The sequence below is a fragment of the Streptomyces sp. NPDC043896 genome (assembly GCF_056435605.1).
In genome coordinates this window covers 459863-473343 of record NZ_JBWKEE010000001.1, presented here as the reverse complement: position 1 = coordinate 473343, position 13481 = coordinate 459863, and the positions used below count along the sequence as shown (strand labels likewise).

General features: G+C 73.4%; 14 protein-coding genes. 4 read left to right on the top strand and 10 right to left on the bottom strand.

From position 1 onward, the window contains the following. Positions 1-42: 42 nt before the first annotated feature. The gene (locus tag AC069X_RS02235; protein WP_478724153.1) at positions 43-1032 is read left to right on the top strand and encodes a hypothetical protein; all 990 of its coding nucleotides are present in this window, start codon (positions 43-45) and stop codon (positions 1030-1032) included. A gap of 304 nt (positions 1033-1336) precedes the next feature. Further along, complete coding sequence (locus AC069X_RS02230) at positions 1337-1684, top strand: ATP-binding protein (RefSeq protein WP_478724151.1); 348 nt, start codon at positions 1337-1339, stop codon at positions 1682-1684. Between the two features lie 97 nt (positions 1685-1781). On the opposite strand, the gene AC069X_RS02225 is transcribed toward AC069X_RS02230, so the two are convergent. After that, entirely contained in the window at positions 1782-2876 is a 1095-nt protein-coding gene (locus tag AC069X_RS02225) for a bifunctional succinyldiaminopimelate transaminase/glutamate-prephenate aminotransferase (protein WP_478724149.1), read from the bottom strand. A gap of 110 nt (positions 2877-2986) precedes the next feature. After that, entirely contained in the window at positions 2987-3319 is a 333-nt protein-coding gene (fdxA, locus tag AC069X_RS02220; protein ID WP_478724148.1) for a ferredoxin, read from the bottom strand. Between the two features lie 116 nt (positions 3320-3435). Here fdxA and AC069X_RS02215 point away from each other — a divergent pair, with 116 nt between their 5' ends. Next, complete coding sequence (locus tag AC069X_RS02215; protein WP_478724146.1) at positions 3436-4419, top strand: GNAT family N-acetyltransferase; 984 nt, start codon at positions 3436-3438, stop codon at positions 4417-4419. Beyond that, complete coding sequence (locus AC069X_RS02210; RefSeq protein ID WP_478724144.1) at positions 4416-5201, top strand: transglutaminase family protein; 786 nt, start codon at positions 4416-4418, stop codon at positions 5199-5201. The genes AC069X_RS02215 and AC069X_RS02210 overlap by 4 nt, the downstream gene beginning before the upstream one ends. A gap of 91 nt (positions 5202-5292) precedes the next feature. Here the strand turns inward: AC069X_RS02210 and AC069X_RS02205 are convergent, their stop codons facing one another. The 8 genes from AC069X_RS02205 to AC069X_RS02170 all read right to left on the bottom strand — a co-directional run bounded on the left by AC069X_RS02205 (position 5293) and on the right by AC069X_RS02170 (position 13479). Next, positions 5293-7341, bottom strand: coding sequence for a hypothetical protein (locus AC069X_RS02205; RefSeq protein ID WP_478724142.1), 2049 nt, complete (start codon positions 7339-7341; stop codon positions 5293-5295). 205 nt (positions 7342-7546) lie between these two features. Next, positions 7547-7930 (bottom strand): DUF6113 family protein, encoded by a 384-nt coding sequence (locus AC069X_RS02200; RefSeq protein WP_478724140.1) that lies wholly within the window; start codon positions 7928-7930, stop codon positions 7547-7549. Further along, entirely contained in the window at positions 7927-8826 is a 900-nt protein-coding gene (gene mshB, locus AC069X_RS02195; protein WP_478724138.1) for an N-acetyl-1-D-myo-inositol-2-amino-2-deoxy-alpha-D-glucopyranoside deacetylase, read from the bottom strand. The genes AC069X_RS02200 and mshB overlap by 4 nt, the downstream gene beginning before the upstream one ends. Positions 8827-8849: 23 nt before the next feature. Beyond that, positions 8850-9044 (bottom strand): hypothetical protein, encoded by a 195-nt coding sequence (locus AC069X_RS02190; RefSeq protein WP_045952243.1) that lies wholly within the window; start codon positions 9042-9044, stop codon positions 8850-8852. 446 nt (positions 9045-9490) lie between these two features. Beyond that, positions 9491-10552, bottom strand: a complete 1062-nt coding sequence (locus AC069X_RS02185) for an ABC transporter ATP-binding protein (protein WP_478724136.1) — start codon at positions 10550-10552, stop codon at positions 9491-9493. Further along, positions 10545-11519 (bottom strand): ABC transporter ATP-binding protein, encoded by a 975-nt coding sequence (locus tag AC069X_RS02180; RefSeq protein ID WP_478724134.1) that lies wholly within the window; start codon positions 11517-11519, stop codon positions 10545-10547. Before AC069X_RS02180 ends, AC069X_RS02185 begins: the two co-directional genes overlap by 8 nt. A 15-nt stretch (positions 11520-11534) precedes the next feature. Beyond that, a complete protein-coding gene (locus AC069X_RS02175) occupies positions 11535-12563 on the bottom strand; it encodes an ABC transporter permease (protein ID WP_478724132.1) in 1029 nt (342 codons plus the stop codon). Further along, on the bottom strand, positions 12556-13479 hold the full coding sequence (locus AC069X_RS02170) for an ABC transporter permease (RefSeq protein WP_478724130.1): 924 nt from the start codon (positions 13477-13479) through the stop codon (positions 12556-12558). Before AC069X_RS02170 ends, AC069X_RS02175 begins: the two co-directional genes overlap by 8 nt. Between the last annotated feature and the right edge of the window lie 2 nt (positions 13480-13481).

The window sequence follows — 13481 nt, the reverse complement described above, 5'->3', positions numbered from 1 at the left end:
CGGCCGGTGGACGGTTTATCGGCCTCAAGTACGGTGGGCCGCGTGTCCGAGACCGATCGCTTCCGTCCCCGCCGCCGCCGGCCGTTCCGCAGGGCCGTGGGCCTGCTCGTGCTGCTCGCCGTGGTCGGTTACTTCGCCGTCCAGCGCGCCTCGAACAACGGCGCCTCCTACTGCACGGCCTCCGCGACGGGGGCGGGTTCCGCGGGGGCGGGGACCGTCCAGACGTACGAGATGACCCATGAGCAGGCGGCGAACGCGGCGACGATAGCCGCCGTCGGGATCTCCAAGGGGCTGCCGGACCGGGCGGTGACCATCGCCCTGGCGACGGCGATGCAGGAGTCGGCGCTGCGCAACCTCGACCACGGGGACCGGGATTCGCTGGGCCTGTTCCAGCAGCGGCCCTCGCAGGGCTGGGGCACCCCGGAGCAGATCATGGACCCGGTGTACTCGGCGGGGATCTTCTACGACCGGCTCGCGGAGATCAAGGGCTACACCCGGCTGCCGCTGACGGTGGCCGCGCAGCGGGTGCAGCTCAGCGGTTTCCCGCAGGCGTACGCGAAGCACGAGCCGGACGCGACGGTCCTGACGGCCGCCTTCGGCGAGAACGGCGTCCCGGCGTCGCTGGCCTGCTCCGGTCCCGCGCCCGCGCCCGGCGACCCGGAGAAGGTGCGGACGGAGCTGACGCGGGCCTTCGGCGCCCCGGCGCGGGAGGCGCTGGGCGCGGGCCGGGCGGGCGCGTCCGCGGGGCGGTCGAAGCCGGGCGGGCCGGTCCCGGAGGCGGAGGTCGCGCTGCGCCTGAAGGAGGACGGCGGCCAGGCCGAGGCGCGGCGGGGGCGGGCGATGGCGCACTGGGCGGTGGCCCGGTCGAAGGAGCTGGGCATCGCCCGGGTGTCGTACGACGGCTCGTCCTGGGTTGCGGGCCGGGACGGCGGTGCCTGGGAGGGCCGGGCCGGGGGGAGCGGCACCGCGAGGGCGCACGACGCGGCGCCGGGCGAGGTGCGGATCTTCATGGCGGGGGCGGCCGGCCGCTGACCCGTCCCGCCTCCCGCCGGCCGCCCGGGGTCCCGGCGCACGCCCCCGGCGTGCGGGCGGCCCGGCGGTGACACCCCGGCGGCCCGGTCACACGTACGGCCCGTCCCCCGGGAGGGGTGTCCACGCGTTCGGGCCGTACACCCGGAGGACGGACAGAAGCGCAGGTGGGCGCGGGTCCGATGCGCTTGTCACGGAAGCCGATTAAACGATGCGTTACTGATCCTTTACCCGGCTGGTCCGCAACTCCTCCCACCCCGCGAGCGGTTGTACACGGCGTACTCAGCCGCTACCGCTTAGGAGCATCATGACCCTCCCCCTGACCCGTCGGATCGCCCGCGCCGCGCTTCTCCTCGCAGCCGGTACCGCTCCCGTGGTCGGTGCGGCAGGCGCCGCCAGCGCGGCCGACGCCGTGGGCCTGGAGTCCCTGCCGAAGCTGAACACGCTCACCGCCCCGGACGCCGGAGCGGCCACCGACGCCGCGCACACCGCCACCGAGGCCGTCCCCGCCGCCGCCCCCGTGGCCGGTCCCGCCACCGAGGTCGTCGGCGGCGCCGGCGCCGCCGGGCAGTCCCTGGGCGGCCTGCCCGTCGCCGGCCAGCTTCCCGTGAGCCAGCTGCCCCTGGCCGGCGGCGGCCTGCCGCTGGGCGGCTGACCCCACCCGTCCGCCGTGCCGGAACGCCCGAGGGGGCCGGGAGCCACTGCTCCCGGCCCCCTCGGCCCGTTCTGCCCGTTCCGCCCCGGCGGGCGGCTCAGCCGAGGCGCTTGACCGCGGCCGCGACCCGCTCGTCGGTGGCGGTGAAGGCGACGCGGACGAAGTTCGCGCCGGCCGCACCGTAGAAGTCGCCCGGCGCGACCAGGATGCCGAGCTCGGCCAGGTGGGCGACGGTGTCCCAGCAGGGCTCGTCACGGGTCGCCCACAGGTAGAGGCTGGCCTCGCTGTGCTCGATGCGGAAGCCGTGCGCCTCCAGGGCCGTGCGCAGCGCCTCGCGGCGGGCGGCGTAGCGGCCGCGCTGCTCCTCGACGTGCGCGTCGTCGCCGAGGGCCGCCACGGTGGCCGCCTGGACGGGCGCGGCGGTCATCATGCCGCCGTGCTTGCGGATCTGCAGCAGCTCGCCGAGGACGGCCTCGTCGCCGGCGATGAACGCGGCCCGGTAGCCGGCCAGGTTGGAGCGCTTGGAGAGCGAGTGCACGGCCACGATGCCCTCGTACGAGCCGCCGCAGACGTCGTCGTGCAGGACGGAGACGGGCTCGGCCTCCCAGCCCAGCTCCAGGTAGCACTCGTCGCTGAAGAGCAGGATGCCGTGCTCGCGCGCCCAGGCGACGATCCGGACCAGCTCCTCCTTCGGAATGACCTTCCCGGTGGGGTTGGACGGGGAGTTGAGCCACAGCAGCTTCAGGCCCGCCGGGTCGAGCTCCATCGGGTCGTCGTAGACGACGGCCTCCGCGCCGCACAGCCGCGCGCCGACCTCGTACGTCGGGTACGCGAGGCGCGGGTAGGCCACCTTGTCGCCGGCGCCGAGGCCCAGCTGGGTCGGCAGCCAGGCCACGAGTTCCTTGGAGCCGACGACCGGCAGCACGTTGCGGTGTCCGGCGGCGCTCGCGCCGAGCCGGCCGCGCAGCCAGCCGGTGATCGCGTCGCGCAGTTCGGGCGTCCCCCACACCGTCGGGTAGCCCGGGGAGTCGGCGGCGGCGACGAGGGCGCGCCGGATCAGGTCGGGCACCGGGTCCACGGGGGTGCCGACGGACAGGTCGACGATGCCGTCGGCGTGGGCCGCCGCCGTGGCCTTGTACGGCTCCAGTTTGTCCCAGGGAAAGACGGGAAGGCGGTCGGAAACTGCGGCCACGGTGCTCTCTGCTCTCTGTGAGGTGCGGGGCTGTGTCGTACGACGAAACGGCTCGGTCCCGCGCGGCAGCAGTGCCGTACGGGACCGAGAGGCGCGTCTGCCGTGAACGGTCAGTGCTCGCCGGCGTTGATGTCGGCGGGCAGGCCGGCGACGAAGGGGTGGTCACGCTCGATCAGGCCGAGCTTGGAGGCGCCACCGGGCGAACCGAGCTCGTCGAAGAACTCGACGTTCGCCTTGTAGTAGTCCTTCCACTCCTCCGGGGTGTCGTCCTCGTAGAAGATGGCCTCGACCGGGCAGACCGGCTCACACGCGCCGCAGTCGACGCACTCGTCCGGGTGGATGTACAAGGACCGCTGGCCCTCGTAGATGCAGTCGACGGGGCACTCTTCGATGCATGCCTTGTCCTTGACGTCGACACAAGGCTCCGCGATGACGTAGGTCACGCTCTCGTTCCTCCTCGGTAGGGCTGTCCATTCGCGCGGGAGCGCGGCGTCGTCGATGCCCGCACCTAGTATCTCCGTTCCCGGGCACGATCCGAACAGGAGGGGCGGACAGAGCTGTGGAAATCACTGCCGGTGGGCTGCTGGAGATCCGTATTACCCCGGCTGACGTGGGTAAACGAGTCTCTGTACGACGGGTGGAGGACGGCGGGAGCGGCACCCCGGCCTTCGCGGACGCGGTCGGGGTTCTCACATCCTGGACCGGGGGTGTGCTGACGATCACACGCAAGGACGGCGTGTCCGTCCACATCCCGGAATCGTCGCTGGTCGCGGGCAAGATCGTGCCCCCCGCGCCGGCCCGTCGCAGGGGTCCCGCGGCCTCCTTCGAGGAGCTCGCGAGGGTCACCGCGCGGGCCTGGCGGCCGCTGGAGAGCGAGCCGCTCGGCGAGTGGACGCTGCGGGCGGCCGGCGGGTTCACCCGGCGGGCGAATTCGGTGCTGCCGCTCGGCGACCCCGGGATACCCCTGGACGAAGCACTCGCGCGGGTGACGGCCTGGTACGCGGAACGCGGACTCCCCGCCTACGTGCAGGCCGCGACCGGCGCCGCCGGCACCCAGGAGCTGCTCTGCGCCGAGCTGGAGCGGCGCGGCTGGGTCAACGAGGTCTCGGCGGAGGTCCGCGTCGGGGCGCTGGCCCCGGTGGCCGACCGGGACGCGGACGTCGCGGACGTGACGCTGACCCGCGAGCCGGACGCACGGTGGCTCGACCGCTACGGCAAGGTCCGGGACCCGGAGCTGGCCCGGCGGATGCTGGTGGAGGGCCCCTCGGTGTGGTTCGCCTCCCTGGGCGGCGGCCGGGCGATCGGGCGGCTCGTGACGGACGGCCGCTGGGCGGGCTTCGCGGCGGTCACCGTCGCCCCGCAGGAGCGGCGGCGGGGGCTCGCGACGGCGGTGATGACGGCACTGGCCCGGCGGGCGCTGGAGGAGGGCGCCTCGGCGGCCTGGCTCCAGGTGGAGACGGACAATCCGGCGGCACGGGCCCTGTACGACGGGATGGGCTTCGCCACGCACCACGCCTACCACCACTTCCGGGCGGCGGCGTGAACACCCGGGAGCTGTTCGCGGCGGAGGCCCGCTCGGAGCGGCCCGACCTGGCCCGGCTGTGCCTGCTGCTGGCCGCGGAGGCCGACCCGGAGCTGGACGAACGGACCATGGACTGGGCCGAGATCGAACTGGACCGGCTCGCGGGGATGCTGCCCTACGGGCTGCGGGACGCGCGGGCGTGGGCCTCGGCGGTGACGGAGCTGCTCGGCGGCCGGCTCGGCTTCCACGGCACCCCCGCCGACTACGACCGGCTGCCCTCCTCGCTCCTGCACGAGGTGCTGCGGCGCCGGCGGGGCCTGCCGATCCTCCTCTCGGTGGTGTGGCTGGAGGTCGCCCGGCGGGCGGGCGCGCCCGTGTACGGGCTGGGGCTGCCGGGGCACTTCGTGGTGGGCTTCGGGGACCCGGAGGACTCGGTGGTGGTGGACCCCTTCGCCGGCGGGGCCTCGCTGGGCGCGGGTCCGGCGGAGCTGGCGGCGTCCCCCAAGACCCCGGCCCGGACGCTGGACATCGTCCTGCGGATCCTGAACAACATCCGCGCCTGGGCCTCGTCGCGCCCGGAGCACTCCGGGGTCGCCCTGTGGGCCCTGGACCTCTCGCTGCTGCTGCCGTCGCACCCGGCGGCGCTGCGCTACGAGCGGGCGCGGCTGCTGGTGGAACGCGGGGCGTTCCGCGAGGGGGCGTCGGAGCTGGAGGCCTACGCGGAGGTCATGGACGCCGTGGACACGGACTCGGCGGCCCGCATCCGCGGCGAAGCCGTGGCGGCCCGCGCGCTGCTGAACTGAGGCTCCGGCGGGGGCCGGTCGGGGTGCCGGGAAGGCCGCGAAGCCCCTTCCCGGGGCCGGGAAGGGGCTTCGGACGCGTGGCGCGGGCCGGTCAGTTCGCGTTGGTGTCGATCGTGGCGGTCCGCTCGGCGGGGGTCTTGCCGACGAGCGCCTTGCCGAGGGCGCCCGCGACGTCCTGCGGGGTGACGGGCGTCTTGGCGCCGGTGCCCCGGGTGACGAGGACGCCGTCGAAGGCCGTGCCGTAGGTGGCCTTCAGGGCCTCCAGGTCGTACTTCTCGACGAGGCGTCCGTCCACGGCGGTCATGCTGAGGATCTTCGGCAGGGACTTGGGGCCGAAGGGGATGGACTTGGCGCCCGCCTTGACCGTCGCGACGCCGGACATGGCGGGCTCCGCGAACTCCTTCATCGCCCGGTCCAGTTCGGCCTGGGTGATCGTGGGCTCCCGCTTGGCGACGGGGAGTTCGACGGTGGCGGCCTTGCCGTTGGCGACGAGCTCGCGGAAGGCCTTGGTGACCTTGTCGACGGAGCCGTCGACGTCCAGGCCCTCGCCGGCCTTGCCGGGGACCGCGACGGCCTTGCCGGTGTCGAACTTGATGGTGCCCTCGGACGCCGAGCCGGCGGCGCCGGCCAGCTCCTGGAGGGAGACCCGCAGCTTCTCCTCGTCGACCGGCATGACGGCGGTGGCCGTGCGCTCGACCCCGAAGAGGGAGCCGATGACGGTGACGGGGTTGTAGTCGCTGCCCGTGGCGTTGCGGACGGTGGTCTGGCTGTCGAGGGTCAGGCCCGCCTTCTCGGGCTTCAGCTCGACCTGCTTGCCGCCGACGCTGAGCTGGAGCGGGGCGGCGGCGCGCTTGCCGAAGGCCGTCTGGAGCTTGGTGACGGCGTCGTCGCGGCTGCCGCTGATGTCGACGCCGAGGACGGTGGTGCCCTTGGGGACGTCGGAGTGGTTCATCAGCAGCCCGGCGCCGTAGGCCACGCCGGCGAGGACGACGACGCCCCCGCCGAGCAGGACCAGCTTGGAGCGGCCCTTCTTCTTGGCGGGCTTGCCGGCCGGGGCGGCCTTGCCGGACTTGCCGGCCGGGGCGGGCGCCGGCCGGGTCTGGCGCGGCGGCTGCGGGCCGGGCGGCGGGGCGGCCGGGCCGGGGGTGGGGACGGGGGTGCGGGCCGGGGCGCCGGCCGGGCCGGGGGCGGGCGCGGCGGCCGGGGCGTCGAAGGCCTCGGGGCCGGGCCAGCTGGGGGCCTCGTCGGCGCCCACCGGTACGGTGCCCAGCGCGGGTCCGCCGGTCGGCCCGGCGGGCTCCGCGAAGGCGGGGAAGGGCTCCGTGACGGGGCCGTTGTCGTACCCGGCGTATCCCTGGGGCGCGCCGACCCCGGGTCCGCCGACGGCGGGGGCCGGTGCGAAGCCGGCCCCGCTGCCGTGCGCGGCCGGGGGCTGCGGGCGCCCGGGTTCGGCGGGGGGCGCGAAGCCGGCACCGGTGCCGGGGACGCCGGAGCCGTAGCCGGCGCCGGGCATGCCGGAGCCGCCGGGGCCGGGAACGCCGGGGCCGGGGCCGGGGCCGCCGGGCATACCGGGTCCGGGGCCGCCGGGCGCGGCGGGGGCCACGGGCACGCCGGCCGGGGGCGTCGCCGTGGGCGCGGGCGCGGCCGGCTTGCGCGGGGCGAACCAGTTGCTGGCCGGCTCCTCGGCGGGCGCGGGCGTGGGGGCGGGCGCAGGTGCGGCCGGCGCGGGGGCCGGCGCCGGGGCCGCGGGGAGCGCGGGGGCCGACGCGGCGGGCCGGGCCGGCGCGGGGCGCCGCTCGGGCGTGCGCGGCGTCCCGTCCGTGGCGGGCCCGGCGGCGGCCGGGGACGCGTCCTGGCCGCTGTCCTTCACGGGCTTGCGTACGACCACGGGCGGGATCGGCCGGGATCCGGGGATGTTGATCCGGATCCGGGTCGTCAGGTGGGTCTCGGTCTTCGGCCCGTCGGTGTCGGGCGTGGACGGGTTCGAGGTCACAGGGTTCTCCTCCGGGGCGGTCGCGGCGCCGGGACCGGGTGGCACGGACGGGTACTGGCCGGTTCCATACGGCGGCGTACCCGAGGGGTAGGCGGCTCCACCGTGCCCTGGGGGCCCGGGGGGCGAACTGTCGGTTTCACGACTCAAGGCAGGTTCTCCCGGTTGGCTCCGCCGCCCGTCGTACCGTGCGCGGGCAGCTCGGCGGCCCGTCCACCATACTGGCCGCCGCCGGGGCGTAACTGTCGCCCAGGAATCCGAGGTTCCTCTTACGCTTCCGCGCGCCCCCGTACGAGGGCCCGTCAAACCCCCGCAACCCGTCCCCGATCGGAGGGCGCGGGAGTTCAGGGGCCCGTCAGCCGCGGGACTTGGAGGCCGGAACCGGCCCCTGCGCGGGGCCGCGCATCGTGGCGCAGATCACAGCGGCCGCACTTCCCCCCAAAAGGTATGCGTACATGCCGATTCCGGAGGAACCGAGCAGGAAGTCCCCTTCGGGGCGGGGGACGCTGAGGAGGACGTAGGAGAGGAACCATCCGGCCGCGGCGGAGCCCACTCCGAGGCCCGTGCCGATGGCGATCCGGCCCCCGAGGAACAGTCCGAGGAGGGCAAGCAGCGCGAGCAGCAGCCCGCCCGGGAACCACAGGTCGACCACGGTCCAGCCGGCCGCGCCGGTCAGCACGCCGGCGACGAGCAGGCCCAGCAGGGCGGCGATCCGGCCCGGGGTCAGCGCCGCGGTCACTCCCCCACCCCCGCGAAGAGGTCCCGCTCGCGCTCGCCGGCCGGGGCTCCGGAGCGGCCCGCCGCCAACTCGTAGTACTCCCGGGCGAACAGGGGCTGGCCCAGGTCGTTGGAGAGGGCGAAGAAGGGGCCGTCGACGGCGATCTGGGTGACGTGCGCCCGCATTGCGGCGGCCTTCGCCGCCACCAGGACGGTCGCGTCGCCCTCGTCGCCGATCTCGGCGGTGATCCGCTCGTCGGGGACCACGCCCGGCACGTCCTCCGGGGTCGCGATGCCGGGGAAGGCGGCGCCCGCGGCGCGCAGCCGTTCGAAGCCCTCCTCGACCACCGAGACCGGTACGCGGTTCCAGTAGACCTTCGCGACGGCGTGCGGGGCGCCGAGCTCGGGGCGGTACCCGGCCTCGGCGGCCAGTTCCGCGCCGCGCATGGCGACGCGGTGGGCCTGGATGTGGTCGGGGTGGCCGTAGCCGCCGTCGGGGTCGTAGGTGACGAGGACCTGCGGGCGCAGCTCCCGGATCACCTCGACGAGGTACCCGGCGGCCTCGTCCAGGTCGGCGGACCAGAAGGAGCCGGGGCGGGCGTTCTGCGGGGCGCCCATCATCCCGGAGTCCCGGAAGCGGCCGGCGCCGCCGAGGAAGCGGTGGTCGGCGACCCCGAGTTCCTTCATCGCGGCGGCGAGCTCGCCGACCCGGAACGGGCCGAGGGTGTCGTCGCGGTCCGGCGCCAGGTGGGCCAGCTCCGGGGGGATGACCTCGCCCTCCTCGCCGAGGGTGCAGGTCACCAGGGCGACGTGGGCGCCCTCGGCGGCGTACTTGGCCATGGTGACGCCGTTGTTGATCGACTCGTCGTCCGGGTGCGCGTGCACGAGGAGCAGACGACGGGCGGGAAGACCGTTCATGGGCCCCAGCCTACGAGCAGACCCTAGAGCTTGAGGCCACTGATCATGCTCGCCACGTTGGACGTGAGCTGGCTGAGGGTGGGCGCGACCGTGGAACTCGCCAGGTAGAACCCGAGCAGTACGCAGACGAACGCGTGCCCCGCCTTCAGACCCGACCTCCGGACCAGAAGGAAGACGACGATCGCCAGCAGCACCACGGCCGAGATCGAGAGTGCCACGGCGTTTCACCTCCACGTCGAGCGGACATCGGTATGCGTACTCGTGCTCGGCGAATTCATACCCACCGTGCGCTACGGATCATAACTATCCGTACCAGCGCATCGATCGAATTCCGGCAGCACGAGGGGCGCATGCCGCGCACACCCGGGGGCACACGGACACCGACCGGGAGGGCTTCACGCCCTCCCGGCCGGCCGTCGGCACCCGCACGGCCGCACGTGGCCCAGACTGCACGCTCCAGATCTCGGGGCAGAAACGGTCAAGTTGCCCCAGTGTTACGCGTGTTGGGTCGCTACGGGCCCGACCGGGCACCCTCGCGCGGGGTGGCTGGAAATGATCGCTCATCCGGGCGTCCGAAACCGTTCGAACACTCAGGAGCACCTGCCCTGCCGCCCTCCATGAATGTTCCAGGAATGGAGGAGTGCGCGCTCGTCCGCACCGGCGGCTACCGCTTCGTCAGCGGGGCCGGCGGGGGCGGGAGTTCGCCCGGCGGCGGAACCACCCGCTTCTCGGCGGCGAAGTGGCAGGCCGAGGGGTGGGCCGCCGGGCCGGAGGGGAAGACCGCCGGGACGGCCAGCGGCGGAACCTCCGTCGCACAGCGGGATTCGGCCTTCCAGCAGCGGGTCCGGAAGGGGCATCCGGAGGGCGGGTTGGCCGGGGAGGGCACGTCGCCGGTGAGGATGATCCGCTCCCGGTGGGCGCGGGCCCCGGGGTCGGGCACGGGCACGGCGGAGAGCAGGGCCTGGGTGTACGGGTGGGTGGGGTGGTCGTAGATCTGGGTGTCGCTGCCGATCTCGACGACGCGCCCGAGGTACATGACCCCGACCCGGTCGGAGATGTGCCGCACGATCGAGAGGTCGTGCGCGATGAACACGTACGAGAGCCCGAACTCGTCCTGGAGGCGCTCCAGCAGGTTGACGACCTGCGCCTGGACGGAGACGTCGAGCGCGGAGACGGGCTCGTCCGCGACGATGACCTCGGGCCGGAGGGCGAGGCCGCGGGCGATGCCGATGCGCTGGCGCTGGCCGCCGGAGAACTGGTGCGGGTAGCGGTTGATGTACTCCGGGTTCAGGCCCACGACGTCCAGGAGTTCCTGGACCTTGCGCCGGCGGTCGCCCTTCGGGGCCACCTCGGGGTGGATCTCGTACGGCTCGCCGATGATGTCGCCGACCGTCATGCGCGGGTTGAGCGAGGTGTACGGGTCCTGGAACACCATCTGGATGTTGCGGCGCACCGCCTTCAGGGCGCGGCCGGAGAGCTTGGTGATGTCCTCGCCCTTGTACGAGATGGCACCGGCGGTGGGTCGTTCCAGGTTGACCAGCATCCGGGCGACGGTGGACTTCCCGCAGCCGGACTCGCCGACGATGCCGAGGGTCTCCCCCGGGGCCAGGGTGAAGGAGACCCCGTCGACGGCCTTGACGGCGCCGATCTGCTTCTTGAAGAGGATGCCCTGGGTGAGGGGGTAGTGCTTGACGAGGCCGCGGACCTCCAGGATGGGCTCAGGCACCGAGGCACTCCTTCCAGAAGAAGCAGGCGCTGGCCCGTTCCGGGGCGACGTCCGCGAGTGGCGGGACGTCCGTGCGGCAGACGGCCTGTGCCATGGGGCAGCGCGGGTTGAAGGCGCAGCCGGGCGGGATGGCCAGCAGGTTCGGCGGCAGGCCCTTGATGGCGTAGAGCTCCTGGCCCTTCTGGTCCAGGCGGGGGATGGAGTCGAGCAGGCCGCGGGTGTAGGGGTGGGCGGGCGCCTGGTAGATCTGGTGGACGGGGGCCGCCTCGACGATCCGCCCCGCGTACATGACGGCGATCTTGTCGGCGACGTCGGCGACGACGCCGAGGTCGTGCGTGATGAGGATGAGGCCCATGTTGAGTTCGCGCTGGAGCTCGGCGAGCAGGTCCATGACCTGCGCCTGGACGGTGACGTCGAGGGCGGTGGTCGGTTCGTCGGCGATGATGAGGGAGGGTTCCAGGGCCAGCGCCATCGCGATCATGATGCGCTGGCGCATGCCGCCGGAGAACTGGTGCGGGTAGTCCCCCACGCGCTGACGGGCCGCCGGGATCTTCACCCTGTCCATCAGGTCCACGGCCTTCGCCCGGGCGTCCTTGCGGGACATCCCGCGGTGGACCTCGAACATCTCGCCGAGCTGGGCGCCGACGCTGAGGACGGGATTGAGGGCGGACAGGGCGTCCTGGAAGATCATCGCCATCTCGGCGCCGCGGATCTTCCGCCGCTCCTCCTCCTTGGTCTTCAGGAGGTCCTTGCCCTTGAAGAGGATCTCGCCGCCCGCGATCCGGCCGGGCGGGGTGTCGAGGATCCCCATCACGGCCTGGGCCGTCACCGACTTGCCGGATCCGGACTCGCCCAGCACGGCGAGGGTCTCGCCCTCGTCCACCGAGTAGTTCACCCCGTTGACGGCCTTGGCGACACCGTCGCGGGTGGTGAACTCCACGTGCAGGTCGCGGACTTCGAGCAGCATCTGGCGGCTCACTCCTCAGCGCAGCTTGGGGTCGAGGGCGTCGCGCACCGCGTCGCCGAGCATGATGAAGGCGAGGACGGTCAGGCTCAGGGCGCCCGCCGGCCAGAGCAGCATGTGCGGGGCGTTGCGGATCTGGGAGGCGGCGTTGGAGATGTCGATGCCCCAGGAGACGGTGGGCGGGCGCAGGCCGACGCCGAGGAAGGACAGGGTGGCCTCCAGGGCGATGTAGGTGCCCAGCGCGATGGTGGCGACGACGATGACGGGGGCGACGGCGTTGGGGGCCACGTGCCGCAGCAGCATGCGGCCGTTGCCGGCGCCGAGGGCCCGGGCGGCCTGGACGTAGTCGTTCTGTTTGGCGGTGATCACCGAGCCGCGGGCGATGCGGGCGAGCTGGGGCCAGCCGAGCAGCACGATGAAGCCGACGACGGGCCACACGGTGGTGCTGGTGACCACGGACAGGAAGACCAGGCCGCCGAGGACGACGGGGATGCCGAAGAAGATGTCGGCGACCCGGGAGAGCAGGGCGTCGCCCCAGCCGCCGAAGAAGCCGGCGAGCCCGCCGAGTACGGAGCCCAGCAGGGCGGCGCCGACGGTCGCGCAGACGCCGACGGTGATGGAGGCGCGGGCGCCGTAGACGGTCCGGGTGTAGACGTCGCAGCCCTGGGTGTCGTACCCGAAGGGGTGTCCCGGGGAGGAGCCCTGCTGCGATTTGGACAGGTCGCACTTGAGGGGGTCGCCGCTCGCGATGAGCTGCGGCCAGATGGCGATGACGACGAGGAACAGGATCAGCAGGGCGGAGACGATGAAGACGGGGTTGCGGCGCAGCTGGTGCCAGGCGTCGGACCACAGGGACCGGGCCTTCTCCCGGGGTCCGGTGTCCGGTCCGGGGGCCTTCTCCAGGCTCTCGGCCTCTTCCAGGGCCAGGTCCATGGCTCCTCCCTGGCCGGTGGGTGCGACGGCTTCGTGCGGGCGGGGTCCCACCGGGTCGTACCCTCCGGGTCCCTGGGCTCGCTCGGGTCGTTCGGGGTGCTCGGGCTCAGGCATAACGGATCCTCGGGTCCAGGACCGCGTAGAGCAGGTCGACGAGGAGGTTCGCCACCAGGAAGACGATGACGAGGATGGTGACGAAGCCGACCACGGTGGGCGAGTTGTTGCGCAGGATGCCCTGGTAGAGCTGGTAGCCGACGCCGTGGATGTTGAAGATCCGCTCGGTGACGATGGCGCCGCCCATGAGGGCGCCGATGTCGGTGCCGATGAAGGTGACCACCGGGATCAGGGAGTTGCGCAGCAGGTGGCGGGTGATGACCCGGCGGCGCGGCAGACCCTTGGCGGTGGCGGTGCGGACGTAGTCGGCCTTGACGTTCTCGGCGATGGAGGTGCGCGAGAGCCGGGTGACGTAGGCGAGGGAGACCAGGGCGAGGACGATGCCGGGCAGGATCAGCTCGCCGAAGGGGGCGTCCGGGGAGACGGTGGGGCGTACCCAGCCCCATGTGACGCCGAAGACGAACTGGAGCAGGTAGCCGGTGACGAAGGTGGGCACGGAGATGACGACGAGGGTGAGGACGAGGAGGGTGGTGTCGATCGCCTTGCCCCGGCGCAGTCCGCTGACCACGCCGAGGGTGATGCCGACGAGGATCTCGATGGCGATGGCGACGCAGGTCAGGCGCAGGGTGACGGGGAAGGCGGTGGCCATCAGCTCGGTGACCGGCTGGCCGTTGAAGGCCGTGCCGAAGTCACCCTTGAAGATCTGCCCCATGTAGTGGACGTACTGCTCCCACAGGGGGCGGTCGAGGTAGAGGTCCTTGCGGATCCGCGCGGCCGTGGCGGGGTCGGGGGCCTTGTCGCCGAAGAGGGCGGCGACGGGGTCGCCGAGCGCGTAGACCATGATGAAGATCAGGAAGGTGCTGCCGATGAACACGGGGATCATCTGGAGCAGCCGCCGGATCACGTAACGTCCCATGA

Excerpts from the sequence above, each read along its gene's own strand:
- AC069X_RS02230 (WP_478724151.1), top strand. The coding sequence starts at position 1,337 with ATGACCCTCCCCCTGACCCGTCGGATCGCCCGCGCCGCGCTTCTCCTC.
- mshB (WP_478724138.1), bottom strand. The coding sequence starts at position 8,826 with ATGAACGGTCTTCCCGCCCGTCGTCTGCTCCTCGTGCACGCGCACCCG.
- AC069X_RS02180 (WP_478724134.1), bottom strand. The coding sequence starts at position 11,519 with ATGCTGCTCGAAGTCCGCGACCTGCACGTGGAGTTCACCACCCGCGAC.
- AC069X_RS02175 (WP_478724132.1), bottom strand. The coding sequence starts at position 12,563 with ATGCCTGAGCCCGAGCACCCCGAACGACCCGAGCGAGCCCAGGGACCC.
- AC069X_RS02170 (WP_478724130.1), bottom strand. The coding sequence starts at position 13,479 with ATGGGACGTTACGTGATCCGGCGGCTGCTCCAGATGATCCCCGTGTTC.